This window comes from Shewanella sp. YLB-07 (assembly GCF_009377275.1).
This window is the reverse complement of the sequence record NZ_VOQB01000010.1, coordinates 118,235-138,399: the sequence shown is the minus strand read 5'-3', so window position 1 is coordinate 138,399 and position 20,165 is coordinate 118,235. Positions and strand designations below refer to the sequence as shown.

General features: G+C 45.4%; 21 protein-coding genes. All 21 read left to right on the top strand.

The genetic code is table 11. The annotated features are described in order from the left end of the window. Nucleotides 1-30 precede the first annotated feature (30 nt). Nucleotides 31-375, top strand: coding sequence for a flagellar hook-basal body complex protein FliE (gene fliE, locus FS373_RS20650; RefSeq protein ID WP_144045840.1), 345 nt, complete (start codon nt 31-33; stop codon nt 373-375). Nucleotides 376-447: 72 nt separating this feature from the next. After that, nucleotides 448-2,151, top strand: coding sequence for a flagellar basal-body MS-ring/collar protein FliF (gene fliF, locus FS373_RS20645; RefSeq protein WP_185977070.1), 1,704 nt, complete (start codon nt 448-450; stop codon nt 2,149-2,151). After that, the gene (gene fliG, locus FS373_RS20640; RefSeq protein ID WP_152830500.1) at nt 2,141-3,178 is read left to right on the top strand and encodes a flagellar motor switch protein FliG; all 1,038 of its coding nucleotides are present in this window, start codon (nt 2,141-2,143) and stop codon (nt 3,176-3,178) included. Before fliF ends, fliG begins: the two co-directional genes overlap by 11 nt. Beyond that, a complete protein-coding gene (gene fliH / locus FS373_RS20635) occupies nt 3,178-4,260 on the top strand; it encodes a flagellar assembly protein FliH (protein ID WP_144045843.1) in 1,083 nt (360 codons plus the stop codon). Before fliG ends, fliH begins: the two co-directional genes overlap by 1 nt. Continuing rightward, nucleotides 4,229-5,569 (top strand): flagellar protein export ATPase FliI, encoded by a 1,341-nt coding sequence (gene fliI / locus FS373_RS20630; RefSeq protein ID WP_144045844.1) that lies wholly within the window; start codon nt 4,229-4,231, stop codon nt 5,567-5,569. The genes fliH and fliI overlap by 32 nt, the downstream gene beginning before the upstream one ends. Before the next feature lie 45 nt (nt 5,570-5,614). Beyond that, the gene (gene fliJ / locus FS373_RS20625; RefSeq protein WP_144045845.1) at nt 5,615-6,061 is read left to right on the top strand and encodes a flagellar export protein FliJ; all 447 of its coding nucleotides are present in this window, start codon (nt 5,615-5,617) and stop codon (nt 6,059-6,061) included. 203 nt (nt 6,062-6,264) lie between these two features. After that, entirely contained in the window at nt 6,265-7,929 is a 1,665-nt protein-coding gene (locus FS373_RS20620) for a flagellar hook-length control protein FliK (protein ID WP_227993076.1), read from the top strand. A 105-nt stretch (nt 7,930-8,034) separates the two neighbouring features. Then, on the top strand, nt 8,035-8,556 hold the full coding sequence (fliL, locus tag FS373_RS20615) for a flagellar basal body-associated protein FliL (RefSeq protein WP_144045847.1): 522 nt from the start codon (nt 8,035-8,037) through the stop codon (nt 8,554-8,556). Between the two features lie 116 nt (nt 8,557-8,672). Further along, a complete protein-coding gene (gene fliM, locus FS373_RS20610; RefSeq protein ID WP_144045848.1) occupies nt 8,673-9,701 on the top strand; it encodes a flagellar motor switch protein FliM in 1,029 nt (342 codons plus the stop codon). A gap of 68 nt (nt 9,702-9,769) precedes the next feature. Continuing rightward, nucleotides 9,770-10,153, top strand: a complete 384-nt coding sequence (fliN, locus tag FS373_RS20605) for a flagellar motor switch protein FliN (RefSeq protein WP_152830497.1) — start codon at nt 9,770-9,772, stop codon at nt 10,151-10,153. A gap of 7 nt (nt 10,154-10,160) precedes the next feature. After that, on the top strand, nt 10,161-10,538 hold the full coding sequence (fliO, locus tag FS373_RS20600; protein ID WP_152830496.1) for a flagellar biosynthetic protein FliO: 378 nt from the start codon (nt 10,161-10,163) through the stop codon (nt 10,536-10,538). Beyond that, on the top strand, nt 10,535-11,281 hold the full coding sequence (fliP, locus tag FS373_RS20595) for a flagellar type III secretion system pore protein FliP (RefSeq protein WP_152830495.1): 747 nt from the start codon (nt 10,535-10,537) through the stop codon (nt 11,279-11,281). Before fliO ends, fliP begins: the two co-directional genes overlap by 4 nt. 8 nt (nt 11,282-11,289) lie before the next feature. After that, the gene (gene fliQ, locus FS373_RS20590) at nt 11,290-11,559 is read left to right on the top strand and encodes a flagellar biosynthesis protein FliQ (protein ID WP_144045852.1); all 270 of its coding nucleotides are present in this window, start codon (nt 11,290-11,292) and stop codon (nt 11,557-11,559) included. A 55-nt stretch (nt 11,560-11,614) separates the two neighbouring features. Next, nucleotides 11,615-12,412: a flagellar biosynthetic protein FliR gene (gene fliR, locus FS373_RS20585; protein ID WP_144045853.1), complete on the top strand. Its 798-nt coding sequence runs from the start codon at nt 11,615-11,617 to the stop codon at nt 12,410-12,412. Between the two features lie 48 nt (nt 12,413-12,460). Beyond that, complete coding sequence (gene flhB / locus FS373_RS20580; protein ID WP_144045854.1) at nt 12,461-13,594, top strand: flagellar biosynthesis protein FlhB; 1,134 nt, start codon at nt 12,461-12,463, stop codon at nt 13,592-13,594. Between the two features lie 282 nt (nt 13,595-13,876). Then, a complete protein-coding gene (gene flhA / locus FS373_RS20575) occupies nt 13,877-15,976 on the top strand; it encodes a flagellar biosynthesis protein FlhA (protein ID WP_152830494.1) in 2,100 nt (699 codons plus the stop codon). Nucleotides 15,977-15,987: 11 nt separating this feature from the next. Then, a complete protein-coding gene (gene flhF, locus FS373_RS20570; RefSeq protein WP_144045856.1) occupies nt 15,988-17,379 on the top strand; it encodes a flagellar biosynthesis protein FlhF in 1,392 nt (463 codons plus the stop codon). A gap of 4 nt (nt 17,380-17,383) precedes the next feature. Continuing rightward, nucleotides 17,384-18,265 (top strand): MinD/ParA family protein, encoded by an 882-nt coding sequence (locus FS373_RS20565; RefSeq protein WP_144048911.1) that lies wholly within the window; start codon nt 17,384-17,386, stop codon nt 18,263-18,265. After that, nucleotides 18,258-18,977 carry an RNA polymerase sigma factor FliA gene (locus FS373_RS20560; RefSeq protein ID WP_144045857.1) on the top strand — a complete coding sequence of 240 codons (720 nt, stop codon included), beginning with the start codon at nt 18,258-18,260 and terminating at the stop codon, nt 18,975-18,977. Before FS373_RS20565 ends, FS373_RS20560 begins: the two co-directional genes overlap by 8 nt. Before the next feature lie 41 nt (nt 18,978-19,018). After that, a complete protein-coding gene (gene cheY / locus FS373_RS20555) occupies nt 19,019-19,402 on the top strand; it encodes a chemotaxis response regulator CheY (RefSeq protein WP_012324268.1) in 384 nt (127 codons plus the stop codon). Nucleotides 19,403-19,415: 13 nt separating this feature from the next. Then, nucleotides 19,416-20,153, top strand: coding sequence for a protein phosphatase CheZ (locus FS373_RS20550; RefSeq protein ID WP_144045858.1), 738 nt, complete (start codon nt 19,416-19,418; stop codon nt 20,151-20,153). Nucleotides 20,154-20,165 lie beyond the last annotated feature (12 nt).

Here is a 20,165-nt window from a genome sequence, read left to right as displayed (position 1 = left end):
GATTTTTAGTAAGACGATGGGGAGAAAGATATGCAGATTGGAGCCAACTCATTATTACAAGAGATGCAGTCTCTTAGTGGTGAAATTAAACCTTCTGGACTCAATTCCGGTTTCGGTTCACCGATCACCCAACAAGTCAGTAATACTTCAGGGAGCGATTTTGGTCAGCTTCTGTCCCAAGCTATCGGTACCGTTGGCGAGCTTCAAGCAAATTCTGGCTCATTGGCCACCCGTCTGGATATGGGAGATACTAGGGTGACACTTTCTGATACCGTTATCGCCAGAGAGAAAGCCAGTGTCGCATTTGAAGCGACTGTGCAGGTTAGAAACAAGCTAGTTGAAGCATATAAAGAAATTATGAGCATGCCTGTCTAGTGACGGCCAATATTGCTAAGCAATACATACGATAATTAATAGAATAAACGGGTATCAATTTTGAGTACTGACATGGTTGTAGGTTCTGAGTCTACGTTGGCAAGCGATCAGCTGGCAGGTGGAGTCCAGGAAGAAAATAAATCCGGTGGCAGCTCGTTTGGCGGGGTTGATATGCTGCGCCAGATCACCATGATACTCGCGCTTGCGATTTGTTTGGCATTGGCTGTATTTATCATGCTGTGGGCACAAGAGCCGGAATACAGACCGCTTGGGAAAATGGATACCCAAGAGATGGTAAAGGTATTGGACGCCTTAGATAAAAACAAAATCAAGTATCAGATCGATGTCGATGTTATCAAGGTGCCTGAAGATAAGTATCAAGAAGTTAAGTTGATATTGAGCCGGGAAGGGATCGATGGTAATTCGAATCAAAACGATTACCTGAGTCAAAATAGTGGCTTTGGTGTGAGCCAGCGAATGGAGCAGGCCAGGCTCAAACATAGCCAAGAGTTAAATTTAGCCAGAGCAATTGAAGAACTCAGAAGTATCAGTCGAGCTAAGGTTATTCTGGCTATACCCAAAGAGAACGTCTTCTCTAGAAACCGTGCTAAACCCAGTGCAACTGTGGTACTCAATGTTCGTCGAGGCGGGCTTGGTCAAGAAGAGGTCGATGCCGTCGTCGATATCGTCGCTTCGGCCGTTCAAGGCTTAATACCGACTCGCGTGACCGTGACAGATTCAAATGGTCGGTTATTAAATTCAGGTAGCCAAGATGCGGTGTCGGCAAGAGCACGAAGAGAGTTAGAGTTAGTACAGCAAAAAGAGGCAGAATATAGGACTAAGGTTCAATCGATTCTAATGCCGATTCTAGGGCCCGAGAATTTTACCTCTCAAGTCGATGTTACTATGGACTTTACCGCGGTAGAGCAAACTTCTAAGCGTTATAACCCAGATCTTCCAGCCCTTAGAAGTGAAATGACTGTCGAGAATGATTCAAATGGTGGCAGTGAGTCCGGGATCCCCGGTGCCTTATCTAATCAACCGCCTATGGAGAGTGATATTCCACAGGATGCGTTAAATACTGACGCACAGTCAGAATCAGCGAGTCGTGGCTCATCACATAGAGAAGCCACCAGAAATTTCGAACTGGACACAACCATCAGCCATACCAGGCAGCAGGTTGGTACGGTAAGGCGTGTCAGTGTGTCCGTTGCGGTGGATTTTAAAGCTGGCGCCGCCGGAGAAGATGGCCAAATTAATCGCGTACCGAGAACTGAACAGGAGTTAGCCAATATTCGCCGCTTACTAGAGGGCGCGGTAGGTTTCAGTACTCAACGTGGTGATATTCTTGAAGTGGTTACCGTTCCCTTTATGGATCAGCTTATCGAAGAGTTGCCAGCTCCTGAACTGTGGGAACAGCCATGGTTCTGGCGAGCACTCAAGCTGGGCATGGGCGGGGTGATCATTCTTGCATTAATTTTGTTTATCGTTAGGCCTATGCTCAAACGTCTTATCTATCCCGATAGCGTTAATATTCCTGATGAGCCTAAATTTGGTGATGAACTGGCTGAGATCGAAGATCAATTTGCATCCGATACCTTGGGAATGCTCAATCGCCCTGAAGCTGAATACAGTTATGCTGATGACGGTTCGATTTTGATACCGGATCTTCATAAAGATGATGATATGATTAAAGCAATTAGGGCGTTAGTCGCAAATGAGCCTGAGTTATCTACCCAGGTGATAAAAGGTTGGTTACAACAAGATGAGCAATAAATCAGAGAATAACGCTAAAGCCGACGGTGTCGACGAGCTAACCGGTACTGAGAAAACGGCAATATTACTCTTGAGCCTAAGTGAAGCGGATGCTGCGTCAATTTTAAAGCATCTGGAGCCTAAGCAAGTTCAAAAGGTCGGCATGGCGATGGCTGCCATGAGTGATTTTGGTCAGGAGAAAGTCATAGGTGTGCATAAGCTGTTTCTTGACGAAGTTCAAAAGTACTCATCTATTGGCTTTAACAGTGAAGAGTTTGTCCGAAAGGCCTTAACGGCGGCGCTAGGTGAAGACAAGGCCGGTAATCTGATCGAACAGATCATCATGGGCAGTGGTGCTAAGGGACTGGATTCACTCAAGTGGATGGATCCTCGTCAAGTGGCAACCATAATACAAAACGAACACCCGCAGATCCAAACAATCGTGCTTTCCTATCTGGAACCCGATCAGGCGGCAGAAATTGTTGCTCAATCTCCTGAGAATACTCGTCTCGATCTTATGATGCGCATCGCAAATCTAGAAGAGGTCCAACCCGCGGCACTCCAGGAATTAAATGATATCATGGAGAAACAGTTTGCCGGTCAAGGCGGCGCCCAGGCTGCTAAAATGGGCGGCTTGAAGGCGGCAGCAGATATCATGAACTACCTAGACACCAATGTTGAGAGTCAGCTCATGGAAACCATGAGAGAGTCAGACGAAGAGATGGCGCAACAGATACAAGATCTTATGTTTGTATTTGAGAACCTGAGTGATGTGGATGATATAGGTATTCAAGTACTGCTTCGCGAAATTCAGCAAGATGTGCTGATGAAGGCACTCAAGGGAGCCGATGATGCACTCAAAGATAAGATTTTGGGTAACATGTCTAAGCGAGCGGCTGAGTTGTTAAGTGATGACTTAGAAGCTATGGGACCTATCAGGATCAGTGAAGTCGAAGTCGCTCAAAAAGAGATCTTATCTATCGCCAGGCGTTTAAGTGATAGTGGTGAGATTATGTTAGGCGGTGGCGGTGGTGAAGAGTTCTTATAATGAAAACTGATAGTGAAGGTAAGTCAATAGAGAACGAGTCAGGTCAATCCGAGACCGAGTTCACTCATTGGCAGATCCCCGATGTCACAGTTGCTGCTCCCGAAGGTGTTTCAAACTTGTTCGGCCGTAGAACGGCACACAAAACCATAGTAGATGAACCCCAATCTTTTTTGCCCCCTACATTAACTGAGATTGAAGAGATCCGTGAGCAAGCCGAACAAGAAGGCTTTGGTCAGGGAAAAGAGGAAGGTTTTCAGTCTGGCCTAGAGTCGGGTCGGTTAGAGGGGTTAAAACAAGGCCATGAAGAGGGATTGAAACAGGGGATTGAGCAAGGTCATAGTGAAGGAGTCGAGGAAGCCAAAGTGTTAATCTCACGATTTGAGTCCTTGCTGGAGCAATTTGAAAAGCCTTTAGCCCTGCTAGATACCGAGATTGAGCAAGAGTTACTCTCCTTGACGATGAAATTAACCCGAGCAGTTATTGGTCACGAGTTAAAAACTCACCCCGAGCACATATTAGCAGCATTGAGACAAGGAGTTGATTCACTGCCGTTGAAAGAACAAGGGATCACCATTCGCTTGCATCCCGATGATCATAACTTGGTTCAAGAACTCTATAGCGCTAATCAGTTGGACAAAAACCGCTGGGAATTGGAAGCTGACCCGAGTCTGTCACCTGGTGATTGTGTCATCAACAATCAGCGAAGTAGTGTCGATATGCGACTCGAGCAGAGAATAAGCACAGTTCTGGAGGAGATGGAGCATAATGTTCAACATCTCAATCAATCTCAAGAACAGCAACAGCAAGCATTATCATCCTATAGTCAGGATGGCAAACAGAATGAGTCTGATGAAGCAGAGGAGCAATCTGAGCTTGAGCCACAACCAGAACAAGAAGATAATGGCTTACCAACACCTGAGATTAAGGACCAGCCTGATGAGCTTAAGCCATCCGGGGGTCTAGAGAGTGAGCCTAGTGCACAAAAAGAGACACTTAGCACTAATGAAGAAAACGTGTCAGCAGCTAAAGATTCAGAGGGCGTAAAACAAGATGAGCAACCGCCAAAGCCAGTTACTGAATAAAATCAGACTGCAAAATGATAGGGTTCATCCATTCGTAGCTGAGGCCAGTGGACAGTTGATCCGGGTGGTAGGCTTAACACTCGAAGCCATCGGCTGTCGGGCTCCGATAGGTAGTCTGTGTAGCATAGAGACCTTGGCTGGAGACTTGGTCGCCGAGGTGATAGGTTTCGACGATGAGTTGCTCTACTTAATGCCTATAGAAGAACTTAGAGGCGTCTTACCCGGCGCTAAGGTGACTCCCTTAGGTGAGCAAACCGGACTCAATGTTGGCCTGGAATTATTAGGCCGGGTGCTCGATGGCAATGGTCACCCCTTAGATAATTTAGGCCGATTACGAACCGATCAAAAAGCGCCAAGACATGCACCAATCATCAACCCCTTAGCCCGAAGAGCGATCACTGAGCCCTTAGATGTAGGGGTCAGGGCGATAAATGCCATGTTAACTGTCGGCAAAGGTCAGAGGATGGGACTCTTTGCCGGTTCTGGGGTGGGCAAGAGTGTGCTACTGGGCATGATGACGCGGGGCACCACCGCCGACATTATAGTCGTGGGGTTAGTGGGAGAACGTGGCCGGGAAGTTAAAGAGTTTATCGAAGAGATTTTGGGGGAAGAGGGACGTGCACGCTCTGTGGTGGTGGCAGCCCCGGCCGATACGTCTCCACTCATGCGTCTTCGAGCCTGTGAAACATCAACCAGAATTGCAGAATATTTTAGAGATTTAGGCTATAACGTATTGCTTCTTATGGACAGCTTGACTCGTTATGCTCAGGCACAACGGGAAATCGCACTCGCGGTTGGTGAACCTCCCGCAACCAAAGGCTATCCGCCTTCGGTATTTGCCAAGTTACCCAAATTGGTTGAAAGAGCGGGAAATGGTGGTCCGGGTCAAGGCTCTATCACGGCGTTTTATACTGTGTTGACTGAAGGCGATGATCTGCAGGACCCCATTGCCGATGCGGCTAGGGCAATCCTAGATGGACACATAGTCTTGTCGAGAGCATTAGCCGATTCAGGTCATTACCCCGCCATCGATGTAGAAGCCTCGATTAGCCGTGTCGCACCTATGGTGATCAGCACTGAGCATCTGGAGTCAATGCGACGTGTAAAGCAAGTATATTCTTTGTATCAACAGAACAAAGATCTGATTTCGATCGGGGCATACACTCAGGGCAGCGATCCTAGAATCGACAATGCGATACGGCTTCAGCCTGCGATGAACGCATTTTTAAGGCAGTCAATGAAGGAGACTCTCAGTTTTGATTCCAGTCAGCTCATGCTTTCTCAGTTGAGTGCTCAGTGTAAGGTATGATCAGTTTCTAGGTCCTAGGGGACTTCTTTTATCTCAGGAATAACTATGGCTAAGCAAGATCCTCTTCATACTGTATTGAAACTGACGAGTGAAGCAGAAGAGCAGGCGGCGTTGCAGTTGAAATCGGCTCAACTGGCACTGCAAAAATGCCAGAGCCAACTTGAGGCGCTGCGAAATTATCGCTTGGATTATATGAAACAGATGGAGAGCCATCATGGTAAAAATATCAGTGCCAGTTATTATCATCAATTTCACCAATTTGTACGTCAAGTAGATGAAGCCATTACCAAGCAGCTTACTTCGGTCGCAGAAGCAGATACTCAGCGGGGGCATAGGCAGCGGCATTGGCAAGAGAAACGGCAAAAACGTAAGGCGGTTGAATTACTGTTAGAACATAAAGCACAGAAGGCAAGAAAAGCAGAGATGAGACTCGAACAAAAGATGGTGGATGAGTTTGCATCACAGATGTTTTATAGAAAAAAAATTCGCTGACACAAGATCTTTTGATGCTGTTACTTGCCTAAAGAACCCTTTATATATTGGCATCTTTATTGCTTAATTTATTGATAACGTGTGGGCATTTAATTTTTTGGCCACTATTTTGACAAAGCTGTTTTGACGAGATAGTTCTGGCGTCAGTGATTCTCTTAAAAATGCGCTTACCTTGATTGGACATCAGCCTTGTTGGAGGCTTAATGCAGAAAATGACGAATATACTCTTAGCGAATAAAGAAAACACATCCGATAACCTATCTGTTGGTGGAATAAAGCAAGGTGATAAGAGTCGTACTCAATCATCTGAAAATAATGATTTTTCTGTGGCTTTAGAGCAAGCTAGTACTCAAGCGAAAGAGTCAAATCGAGCTGAAAATATCAATGTTGAAACAAGACCGGTTAAAAATGATCCACAGCTAAAGGGAGCGGGCGATGAGTCTGAGAGTGAAGCCCAATTGGATGGAACAGAAATCGATGTCAATCATGTACTGGCTCAAATAAATTGGGCCAGTAAGCTAGAGGGAAATACTAGCCTAGATAACAGCGGCGATACCTTGCCGCAGGAAGGCAATGAGAAAGCGTCAAGTCATTCAACATTAGATGATTATTTACTGAGTGTGGCAAATGATGCTGAAAATACAGATTTTAATCTTCCTGCAGAAGAGATAAAACAAGGCGAAGAGGTAATAGCCGGTGACGTTGTGATTGAGCCATCGCAGACGGTATCACTTATCGGTTTAGAGACTTTAGTCATTGATTCTGATGCTCAGCTCTTAGATCCAGAGACTCAACTCCCATTAGATAAAAACCTTATTGATAAGCTAGTACAGGAGTCTGGTTTATCCGAGGCCGAATTAACTGTATTACCCCCTGAAAATTTACTTCAGCTAATTGCTACTGTGACAAGTTCAGACTTTCAGGCTGCGAGCGTGCGATCTGCTGCTATTGTTGGGAGCGAAAGCCGCAGTGCTGGTCTGTCAGAGCCCAATGGCATCTCGACATTGTTCGAAGCACAAGTCACTGACAAGACAGCCGAAGTCAAAGATGTAGCAAAAGTGGTCCAGTCCCAACAAGCTGCAGGGATAGATGTGTTAACCCGCACGGAAAATCAAATCGAGCAAGGTAAAGATAAGCAGTTTAGTCAAATTTTAGGTGAGAAAACCCAAGTGGAAGAGTCAGCTAAGCTTCAAGGGAGCACTAAGCTGCCTGTTGAAGCTATGGCTAAGGCTGAGCAACAGCTTAAAGGGGCTGAGTTATCGGTACAGCTCAATCCCTTGAGGGCCAATGTAGAGGCATCTTCAACGCTAACGGACACAACATCCACGTCAAACTTAGATATTAAAACCTTATCTGGGATGCAAGTAGGCTCGACACCACCAAGTAAACTTGAAACTCCCCAGTTTCAGTTGGTACTAAGACAGAATAATGACACTCAGAGTCAGATGCAGGAGATGATCCAGCGTTTTTCTCCGGTCATGAAGCAACAGTTAGTGGCTATGGTGAGTAAAGGGGTCTTGCATGCTGAAATTAGGTTAGATCCACCTGAACTTGGGCCCTTGGTGGTAAGAATTCAGGTCCAGGGCGACCAGACTCAAGTGCAGTTTCATGTCGTCCAGCCTCAGACCCGAGATATTGTAGAGCAAGCATTACCTAGGTTGAGAGAGATGTTAGCCGAACAGGGGCTGCAACTCACCGATAGCCAAGTTTCTCAGCGTGATTCGGGAAAAGATCAAGGCGAAGCTGATCATTCGGAGCGGTCACAAGAAGGCTATGATTCAGAATTGGATGAAATATCTGCAGATGAGTCACTATTAAGCTCAAATCAGGCATCTAGTTATCGTTCAGGTATAGATTATTACGCGTAAGAAGGTAATCTATAGCAAAATTAGATCCTTGATGGGTAAAAAGACATTACCCCTTGGTCTATTATAGAAATATAGCAGCAGATTTAAGCCTAAAAGGGAAATCAAATGGCCGAAGAAGAATCCTTAGAGCTCGAAGAAAATGAACAGCCGAAAAGTAAGACGAAACTGATTATTTTCGGCGTTATCGGCCTGGTATTAGTGCTAGTTATTGCTGGAGCTTTATGGTTTTTCATGGGGTCAAGCGACAGCTCAGCAAACAGTGAAAATGCTGATGGCACCGAAGAAATTCAAGAGCCGATGAATGTAGGCGAAGCTTTCTATGTGGGAATGCCCAGACCATTTCTATTTAACCTGCCGGGGGCAAACCGCTCGAGACTGGTAGAGATCAAGGTTCAGTTGATGGTGCGCGGTGCTGACGATGATGTGTTAATTAAGAAACACATCCCCTTGATTGAAGATGCACTACTGACGACATTTAGCAGTGCCGATGTTCAAAAGCTAAGTACCCTTGCCGGTAAAGACGAGATGCGTCAATTGGCCTTACTCAATGTACAGAATACGCTACAACCTGTGACAGGGCGTAAAGTCGTTGAAAAAGTTCTGTTTACCGGTTTCGTCATGCAGTAGTACATGAGAACGAACCAAGAATAATTTTTAGTTTTTGAGTTTTTGCTAACCAGGTTTCAAGTCGCGCTTGTATGAGTTAGCACGTTTCCCTATTTTTGTTTAATAAAGGCATTATTGTGAGTGATCTATTAAGCCAAGACGAAATTGATGCGTTACTGCATGGTGTAGATGACGTAGATGAAGATGAAGATGAACAGGGGGAGGCTGACGCCCGCTCCTACGACTTTTCTTCTCAAGATCGTATTGTTCGCGGAAGAATGCCGACCTTAGAGATAGTGAATGAAAGGTTTGCCAGGCACTTGCGCATCAGTATGTTTAATATGATGCGCCGAGCGGCTGAAGTTTCGATCAATGGCGTGCAGATGCTCAAGTTTGGTGAATATGTTCACACTCTTTTTGTTCCGACCAGCCTGAATATGGTGAGATTTAGTCCGCTCAAAGGAACGGGGCTCATTACCATGGAGGCAAGATTAGTTTTCATTTTAGTGGATAACTTTTTCGGTGGCGATGGCCGCTTTCATGCCAAGATTGAAGGTCGAGAATTTACGCCAACGGAACGACGCATCGTTCAGTTATTGCTAAAAATCATCTTCGAAGACTATAAAGATGCTTGGGCGCCTGTGATGGATGTCGAATTTGAGTACCTTGATTCAGAGGTTAACCCAGCGATGGCAAACATAGTCAGCCCCACCGAAGTGGTCGTGGTCAGCTCTTTTCATATCGAAGTGGATGGCGGTGGGGGAGACTTCCATATCACATTGCCGTATTCCATGATAGAGCCGATACGTGAACTGCTCGATGCCGGTGTGCAGAGTGATACTCAAGATACGGATAAACGCTGGTCTTTGGCATTAAAAGACGAGATCATGGACATCAAGGTGGGTTTAGATGCCACCATAGTGGATCAAGAGATCACCCTTAAAGATGTGATGAACTTTAAAGTTGGCGATATTATTCCAGTCGATTTGCCTGAGCATATCGTCCTGCGGGTCGAAGATCTACCTACTTATAGGTGTAAGTTAGGCAAGGCTAGAGACAATTTAGCTTTGCGGATTACCGAGAAAATCCCACGACCGGAAACAGTAAAATCGGAGTTGCAATTAGTGACGCGTAAGAATAAGAGTAAAGACATTTCTGATTTATAAACCCTATCTTAGTCAAGGAACTAAATTGCTAAGGTATTAAGCTAAATTAAGTAGTTAAGGTAATAATCATGAGTACAGAAGATACAGGTGACGATTGGGCTGAAGCAATGGCTGAGCAAGCGATAGAGGAAGCTGAGGCTGTCGAGCTTGATGAGCTGACTGATGAAAGCCAGGCCTTGTCTGCCGATGAAGTGGCAAGACTCGATACCATCATGGACATCCCTGTGACCATATCGATGGAAGTTGGTCGTAGCTTTATCAGTATTCGTAACTTACTCCAACTCAACCAAGGTTCGGTGGTGGAATTAGATCGCGTCGCCGGTGAGCCTCTGGATGTGATGGTGAATGGCACCTTGATTGCCCATGGTGAAGTGGTGGTTGTGAATGATAAGTTTGGTATCCGCCTGACCGACGTCATTAGCCAAACCGAGCGTATTAAGAAGTTAAAATAAGGTAGATATGATTAACTCGTTGTTTATAAGTGGATTAGCGGTTTCCCCTACCGTCGCCTCAACTGCAGATAAGGGATCGGCAATCTCGACAATGACCAATATGTTGGGTGGGTTAATTGTTGTGCTCGCCCTCATTTTTGTGTTGGCCTATATCGTTAAACGCTTGAAATTAGCGCCATCTAGCCACAACGTATTGAAGACCTTGGCGGTTATGCCATTGGGGCAGAAAGAGAAGGTGGTATTACTCGAGGTGGGTGGCCAGCAATATTTACTCGGTGTGACTGCCCAGCAAATACAGGTCATAGATAAATTAGACACCCCCATCAGCATAGAGACAGAATCTTTTGCCGAACGATTACGGCAAGCTAAGACGAATTCATTATGAAGCGATTATCATATTTCTTCATCTTGAGTCTGTTGCTGATATCACCAGGTGCATTCGCCCTTGATGGTGTCTTACCTGCGTTGACTGTGACCACGACTCCCGATGGTGGGACTCAATACTCTGTGACTATGCAGATATTGCTGTTAATGACGGCAATGAGCTTTCTGCCTGCCATGATTATCATGCTCACCTCATTCACGCGCATCATAGTGGTACTGTCGATTCTAAGACAAGCGATCGGTTTACAACAAACGCCGTCAAACCAAGTGCTTATTGGCATAAGTATGTTTATGACTTTCTTTATCATGGCGCCTGTGTTCGACAAAATTTATGATGAAGCAGTTAAACCCTATATAGCTGAAACCATGAATATTGAGCAGGCTTTCAATATTGGCAAAGAGCCGATCAAGACCTTTATGTTGGCCCAAACTCGGGTGACGGATCTCGACACATTTATCGAAATCTCGGGTTATCAGAACATTAACTCACCCGAAGATGTGCCCATGAGCGTGTTAATTCCCTCATTTATCACCAGCGAGTTAAAGACTGCGTTTCAGATTGGGTTTATGTTATTCGTTCCTTTCCTGGTATTGGATCTTGTGGTAGCCAGTATCTTGATGGCTATGGGTATGATGATGTTATCTCCCATGATCGTCTCACTTCCTTTTAAGATCATGTTGTTTGTGCTCGTCGATGGCTGGAGCCTGGTGATGGGAACTCTAGCCAATAGCTTCGGTGTTTAGGTGGGTTTATGAATCCTGAATCATTGGTCGACATCTTCCGTGAGGCGCTCTCAGTCATAGTGACCATCGTGTCGCTAATAATCGTGCCTGGACTCGTCATCGGACTCGTGGTGGCGGTGTTTCAAGCGGCAACTTCAATTAACGAACAAACCCTGAGTTTTCTACCTCGTTTATTGACGACCTTGTTTGCCCTGATGTTTCTGGGTCATACCTTGATCCAAACCATGATGGAATTTTTTGTACGGATGGTCAATATGATCCCCCAGGTTATAGGATGATGAAAGACCTATTTATTCAAGAGACTAATACAATGAGTCAAATAGGCTAGCCACGATGGATATTCTAATGGCGACCATAATGGACACGATAGCCTCTTACATGTGGCCACTGTTTAGGGTGTCTAGCATGTTTATGGTTATGGCCGTGTTTGGGGCTAATACCACACCTGCCAGAGTCAGATTATTGTTATCGATGGCGATTACCTTTGCCATTGCACCGGTTTTACCCCCAGTGGAAAATGTAGCGCTATTTGCGGCGTCTGCGATTTTTATCACCTTGCAACAACTCCTAATTGGCATAGCCATGGGATTTGTTACCTTGCTGGTGATGCAAACCTTTGTGCTCACAGGCCAAATCATAGGCATGCAGACAAGTTTAGGTTTTGCCTCTATGGTCGATCCCTCTTCCGGTCAACAAACTCCTGTGATTGGTAACTTATTCTTACTGTTAACCACCATGATCTTCCTCGCTGTCGATGGTCATTTGGTGATGATCCGAATGCTAGTGATGAGTTTTGAGACTATTCCCATATCGGATCAAGGTCTGAGTATCACAAGTTATAGAATGTTGGCCGAGTGGGGGGGCTATATGTTTGGTGCAGCATTGACCATGTCTATTACACCTATCGTTGCGCTTTTGCTGATTAACCTGTCATTCGGTGTCATGACCCGAGCTTCACCCCAACTGAATATCTTCGCCATAGGTTTTCCCGTGACCATGGTGAGTGGTTTAGTGATCTTGTGGTTAACCTTGACCCCTATAATGGAGCACTTTGGTGAGGTGTGGACGTCAGCCCAGTTGTTGTTATGCGATATAGTGAAACTTCAATGTAATACCGATGGGACATTTTGATGTTTCAGCTTGAGCGCCTGCAGAGTCTACCTAATGGAGTGCTAGTTCATGGCTGAAAATGACAGTAGCCAAGAGAAAACCGAAGAGGCCACCCCCAGGCGATTAGAACAATCCCGGGAGAAAGGCCAGGTTGCACGCTCCAAAGAGCTGGGAACCTCGGCGGTCTTGATGTCGGCCGCGGTCGGTTTTGCCATGGTCGGCCCAAGTATTGCCAGTAGCTTAGTCACCATAATGACCACCTTGTTCACCATGGACAGGGAACAAATTTTTGACACCAATCAGATGGTTTTGGTTTGGAGCATGATAGGGCGAGAGCTTGCCTTTCCCATGGCCAGCCTGATATTTGTCATCGCTTTAGTAGCCTTCATAGGTAATATCGTTTTAGGCGGTATCACCTTCTCTACCAAGGCATTTATGCCGAAAACTGAGAAGATGAATCCTATGAAAGGATTTAAAAGAATGTTTGGCGTGCAAGCCCTTGTGGAGTTGACCAAAGGTATCGCTAAGTTTTCGGTTGTCGCATTATCCGCATACTTTCTCTTGAACTTCTACTTTAATGATATCTTGGCCCTGTCTCGGGATCATCTTCCTGGGAATGTATACCGGGCGCTGGATCTATTAGTTTGGATGTTCATCTTGCTGTGCTCATCTACCATACTCATCGTGGTTATCGATGTGCCATTTCAAATCTGGAATCACAAAAAGCAACTCAAGATGACCAAGCAGGAAGTCAAAGATGAATATAAGGACACTGAGGGTAAGCCTGAGGTCAAAGGTAAGATAAGGCAGATGCAAAGGGAGGTGGCTCAGAGACGTATGATGTCAGAAGTTCCCAATGCCGATGTTATCGTCGTTAATCCGGAGCACTATGCTGTCGCGGTGAAATACGATGCCATGAAGTCGACGGCGCCCTATGTGCTGGCAAAAGGTGTCGATGAAATTGCTTTTAAGATTAGAGAGATAGCCCGTGAACATGAGATTGCTATTATCTCTGCTCCGCCTCTGGCCCGCGCCATATATCATACGACTAAAATAGATCAAGAGATCCCTGAGGGACTATTCACCGCCGTCGCTCAGGTTTTAGCTTATGTATTCCAGTTACGTCAATACCAACAACACGGAGGCCGAAGGCCAACGGCTATTCCGCTTAAACAGCCCATACCTAAGGATTTAAAATATTAATGATACCGAGTGTTTCCTCCGTATCCGATACTTCTTGGCCATGTACCTAAGCTAGATTTCTCGGTAAAACCCAATCAATGTTGGTTATATAGTGTATTTCTGCTGTAAATTTATTCAGTTAACTTCTTAGGCATTCATTTAACGTCAGTCTAACGGTATAGTGCTGACTTATAAAATAAAAACAATATTGATAACTTAGTTATTAATGACGGAAATTATTTCCATTACTTGGCTCAAAAATTGCTTTGTTAGAGCTAGATGTCAAAAGTTTGGATTTCTTGAATGGATGTTAAAGCACGACTGGGTCAACTGAAAAAAATAAAACCTTCGAGTTTTAAAGGCTTAGGCACGCCTTTGTTTGTTCTCGCTGCGTTAGGCATGATCATATTGCCTATGCCACCATTCCTGCTAGATATTTTGTTCTCATTTAACATAGCTTTGGCCTTAGTCGTATTGCTGGTGGCTATTTACACCGACAGACCATTAGATTTCGCCGCTTTCCCCAGTGTGTTGCTTATTGCGACCTTACTGCGCCTCGCGCTCAATGTGGCATCGACTCGTATCGTCTTACTCGAAGGACACAACGGTGGTGATGCTGCCGGTAAAGTGATTGAGTCTTTTGGATCGGTTGTGATAGGCGGAAATTATGCCGTTGGCCTGGTAGTATTCTTAATCCTTATTATCATTAACTTCGCCGTGGTCACCAAAGGTGCTGGGCGTATAGCAGAAGTTAGTGCTCGCTTTACCTTAGACGCCATGCCAGGTAAGCAGATGGCTATCGATGCCGACTTGAATGCTGGCGTGTTAAACCAAGAACAGGCAAGAGATAGGCGCGCCGAAGTCACCAAGGAAGCCGATTTTTACGGGGCAATGGACGGTGCATCTAAATTTGTTAAAGGTGATGCAATTGCCGGGATCATGATCATGGTGATCAATATCTTGGGTGGATTCGTTATCGGCATGGTGCAGCATGACCTAGATTTTTCTTCTGCGGTCGAGATCTATACTCTTCTTACCATAGGTGATGGACTGGTTGCCCAGATCCCCGGCCTTTTACTCTCAATTGCTGCGGCATTGATGGTCACACGTCAGAACGAGTCCGGTGACATGGGCCAGATGATGATGTCGCAGATGCTTGACAACCCTAAGTCAATAGCGATTGCTGCTGGTGTCTTGTTTATTATGGGGATAGTGCCTGGCATGCCACATTTTGCCTTCATCTCTCTGGCATTAGTTGTCGGTTCAGTAGCTTATTTTTTATATAAAAAACAAGCGCAGGAGCGTGAAGAGTCCCTGGCGCTTGCGAAAAAACCTGCTGCGGATAAGGCAGCCGCTAAACCGAAGGAGCTGAGCTGGGATGATGTTCAGCATGTCGATACCATAGGATTAGAAGTCGGTTATCGGCTAATCCCTTTGGTCGATAAAGGCCAGGGCGGCGAGTTGCTAGGCAGGATAAAAGGGGTGCGTAAGAAGCTATCCCAAGAGCTTGGCTTTTTGGTACCTGCGGTGCATATTCGCGATAACTTAGATCTGTCTCCAAATACTTATCGTATCTCCTTGATGGGAGTTGCGTCCGGTGAAGCCGAGATAAGACATGACTGTGAACTCGCCATCAATCCAGGCCAGGTGTATGGCAAACTCGATGGCATAGAGACGAAAGATCCTGCCTTTGGCTTAGATGCGGTTTGGATAGCCCCAGAGCTTAGAGAGCATGCGCAAACCTTAGGGTATACCGTGGTAGACGCAGCAACGGTCGTGGCGACTCACTTGAGTCAGCTATTAACTAATAATGCGGCTAAGCTTCTCGGTTATGAGGAAGTTCAGCAGCTTATGGATATGTTGGCCAAACATTCTCCTAAGTTAGTCGATGGCTTCATACCTGACGTTATGCCCTTGGGAACTGTGGTTAAAGTCATGCAAAACTTACTCAACGAAGGTGTTTCGATTCGCGACCTTAGGACAATAGTACAGACATTGCTCGAGTACGGTCCCAAGAGTGCCGACACCGAAGTACTGACCGCTGCCGTACGTATCTCTCTTAAACGAATGATTGTCCAGGAGATCAGCGGGCCGGAAACAGAGATCCCCGTCATTACTTTGGCGCCAGAGTTGGAACAAATGTTGCATCAGTCAATGCAAGCGACGGGAGGAGAGGGGCCAAACATCGAACCTAGCTTGGCCGAACGGATGCAAAAGTCTTTAGAAGATGCAACACAAAGGCAAGAGATGGTGGGGCAACCTGCTATATTACTCACATCGGGCATGTTACGTTCGACTCTCTCTCGATTTGTAAAGCACACGATTCCTAACCTAAGGGTGATTTCCTATCAGGAAGTACCCGATGAGAAGCAAATTAGAATTGTTTCTGCCGTGGGTCAGTAGAGGGCATATAAGTGAAAATTAAACGTTTCTTAGCAAAAGATATGCGTACGGCATTGGCTCAGGTTAAAGATACCTTAGGCTCGGATGCCGTGATAATGTCGAATAAAAAGGTCACAGGTGGAATAGAGATCGTCGCTGCCGTGGATTATGATGAGCCTAAACCTAAGGCGCTAATTGCAGAAAAGCCAGCATTGTCTTCCACTTTTATGGATCTTGCCGAAGAGAAAATCTCCCTCGGTCTCAAGCGACCTGTTCGCTCTGAAGCTAGAGTAAAGCCAGCACCTGCGGCCGATTCGCTCCAGGCATTATTAGAGCGGCAGCAGAGTAGGGTCGAACAACACGTTTCTCAGCACAAGAGTGAAGAATTGGACATGCCTGAATGGGCAAAAGGTTTGCAGGCACCACAGTCGCTTGCTAAATCGTCACCTGAGACGCAGAATTATTCAAATAAACCTTCACATGAGACGAAGGGGAAACCTAGTCCTGAGCTTGAGATGATGCGTGAAGAACTGGCGTCCTTGAGAAGTTTGTTGACTCATCAAGTCACCGCCTTGATGAGTGAGCAGAAAAGCCGGCTTGACCCAGTTGGTGCCATGTTAGAAACTAAATTGTTGGATGCTGAATTTTCCCCGACGGTGGCAAAAAAGCTTTCTGAATTGAGCGAGCACTATACACCAGCTGATCTCGTGAGAGCATTGCCTCGTAGCTTAGCCAATATGTTGGATAATCAAGGTGATGATATAGTGCGCCAAGGCGGTGTGGTGGCCTTTGTCGGGCCAACGGGTGTAGGTAAAACAACAACCTTAGCGAAATTAGCCGCCAGATACGCAGCGCATCACGGTGCTGAGCATGTTGCTTTGGTCACAACCGATCATTATCGCATTGGAGCCTTTGAGCAATTGGCAACCTATGGCAAAATAATGGGATGTCCGGTTAAGCAGGCTCATGACCTCAATGAGTTGGAACAAATACTGTATCAATTCCGTAATCGCAAGCTAGTATTGATAGATACAGCAGGAATGGGCCAAAGAGACATGCGTTTATTCCAGCAACTTGATAATTTAGCTGCAAATAGCAGATTACCTATACGCAGTTATCTGGTACTGTCCTCTACAGGTCAAAGAAGAGTTTTAGAAGAAGCGGTGACACAATTCAGTCGAATACCATTATCCGGTGCGATACTGACGAAATTAGATGAATCCGTTTCCTTAGCCCCAGCATTGAGTGTTTTGATACAAAGTGGGTTACCATTAAGTTATGTGACTGATGGGCAAAGAGTTCCAGAAGATATGCAAGTGGCCGATACATTCGCGCTAGCAAACAAAGCGCTGTCGGTGTTAGATAATAAACCAGCAGTCAGAAATAGTGAACGGTCAGATGAAAGGGCCTATGCATTTGAGTAAAGCAATGAGTCGGGATCAAGCAAGTGGTTTACGTATGATGAATCAACCTTATAACGAAAAAGTAAAAGTAATAGCCGTGTCAGGTGGTAAAGGAGGTGTGGGTAAAACCAGTGTTGCCATCAATACCGCCGTTGCGTTAGCCGAGAAAGGTAAGCGTGTACTCGTCTTGGATGCCGACTTAGGTCTGGCCAACGTGGATGTCATGCTCGGCCTGCGCGCCGAACGTAATTTATCCCATGTCTTATCTGGTGAAACCGATTTAGACGATATCATAGTGCGTGGACCTAAGGGGATTGGAATTATTCCTGCCACTTCGGGTACACAAGCCATGGTTGAATTGTCTGCGGCACAACATGCCGGGTTAATTCGGGCTTTCAGTGAGATGAAAACGCAATTCGACATACTCATCGTCGATACCGCAGCTGGCATTTCCGATATGGTACTGAGTTTTTCCAGAGCCTCTCAGGATGTACTGGTTGTGGTTTGCGATGAACCTACATCGATTACTGATGCTTATGCGCTAATTAAGATACTTAGCAGGGAACATGGCGTCTTCCGTTTTAAAATAGTCGCCAATATGGTGCGAAGTTTACGGGAAGGGATGGAACTCTTTGCTAAGCTTAGTAAAGTTACCGATCGATTTTTGGATGTTGCACTTGAATTAGTTGCTACCATTCCATTTGATGAGAATTTACGAAAGTCGGTACGTAAGCAGAAATTAATCGTTGAAGCATATCCTAAATCGCCAGCAACGATTGCTTACCATGGTTTAGCGAATAAAGTCATTAGTTGGCCTATACCGCAGCAACCTGGAGGCCATCTAGAGTTCTTTGTTGAGCGTTTAGTACAGCGACCTGAGTATCAAGAGGATAGAACGAGTGAGTAAAGCCTCTGCGTATACTTGTTTAGATAATAAAGCTTTAATCGTTGAACAATACGCACCGCTTGTAAAAAAAATAGCTCACCATTTACTCGCTCGTTTACCTGCATCGGTGCAACTAGACGATTTACTACAAGCAGGCATGATGGGGCTACTCGAAGCTTCATCGAAGTTTGACGATAACAAAGGGGCTAAATTTGAGACTTTTGCGGGTATTCGAATCCGTGGGTCTATGCTAGATGAGATACGTCGTGGGGATTGGGTGCCGAGATCTGTGCATCGAAACCAGAGACGAGTCGCTCAGGTTATCGATGAGCTTGAACAGGAACTTGGCAGAGATGCTAAAGATGACGAGATAGCTCGAAGACTGGACATGACCTTAGATGAATATCATCATATTTTAAATGATGTTTCAGTAGGGAAAATAATTGGCATTGAAGATTTAGGCGTTTCGGTCGATGTTATTAGTCACGATGATGGGGTTAAGGACGATACCTATGAAGCGATTGCAGAAGATGAATTTCATTCTGCACTAGTAGCAGCAATTAAGTTATTACCTGAAAGAGATGGACTGGTTTTGTCGCTTTATTACGATGAAGCTTTAAATTTAAAAGAGATTGGGGCCATTCTAGAGGTTAGTGAGTCACGGGTTAGCCAGATATTAAGTCAGGCAATGCTCAGACTAAAAGCTAAACTTAAGCATTGGACAAAAAAATAACGATTACATGAGCAATAATTAAGAGCTCCGCGGAGGAAACTTTGGACAAGAATATGAAGATTCTCGTTGTTGATGATTTCTCAACAATGAGACGTATCATCAAGAACTTGTTAAGAGACTTGGGTTTTAACAATACTCAAGAAGCAGATGACGGTTCGACAGCACTACCTATGTTACAGAAAGGCGATTTTGACTTTGTTGTGACCGATTGGAATATGCCTGGTATGCAAGGAATCGATCTTTTAAAAGCGATTCGTGCAGATGATGAATTGAAAAATATCCCTGTATTGATGGTAACTGCAGAGGCTAAGAGGGAACAGATCATCGCCGCGGCTCAGGCCGGGGTTAATGGTTATGTTGTTAAGCCCTTTACGGCAGCGACATTGAAAGAGAAGTTAGACAAAATCTTTGAACGACTCGGCTAACCAAGGTTGTGATATGCAGGTGAATACTTCAGGGCTCATTTCGTTAGAGCAGGCAAATAAGCTTGTAGACTTGCTGACTCAAGGCGAGCAGTCGCTCGCTGACGATTTAATCAGAGATATTGCTGCGCCTATTCAAAAGGAACTGTTTGACGAGGTAGGAAGGCTCACGCGTCAGCTTCATAGCGCGATCGTCGATTTTCAGGTTGACGATCGACTGGTTGAGCTAACCAGTACAGAGATTCCGGATGCTAAAGAGCGGTTAAATTATGTCATAGATATGACTGAGCAAGCCGCGAATAAAACCATGGATGCCGTTGAAGAATGCCTGCCTTTAGCTAATGCACTCACGACCAATATCCAATCGGTTAAACCTGCTTGGGATCGTCTTATGAGACGTGAAATTGAGCTAAGCGAATTTAAAACCTTGTGTCACGACGTTCAACAATTTGTCGAGCGCAGTGAATTAGATTCGATCCGTTTGAAAGATCTGTTAAACCAAATCTTACTTGCCCAAGATTTTCAGGATTTAACCGGGCAGATGATAAAAAGGGTTATCGATCTCGTCCGTGAAGTAGAAAATAATTTAGTCTCGATGCTGACGGTATTCGGTGAACAACCCGTCAGTGAAAATCCGACAATCATCGACAGCAGTGTCGAGGCCGAAGGGCCAATCATGAACGCTGAACAACGTGACGATGTCGTCACAGGTCAAGATGAAGTTGATGATCTGCTGTCGAGTTTGGGTTTTTAATTAGGAGCCATA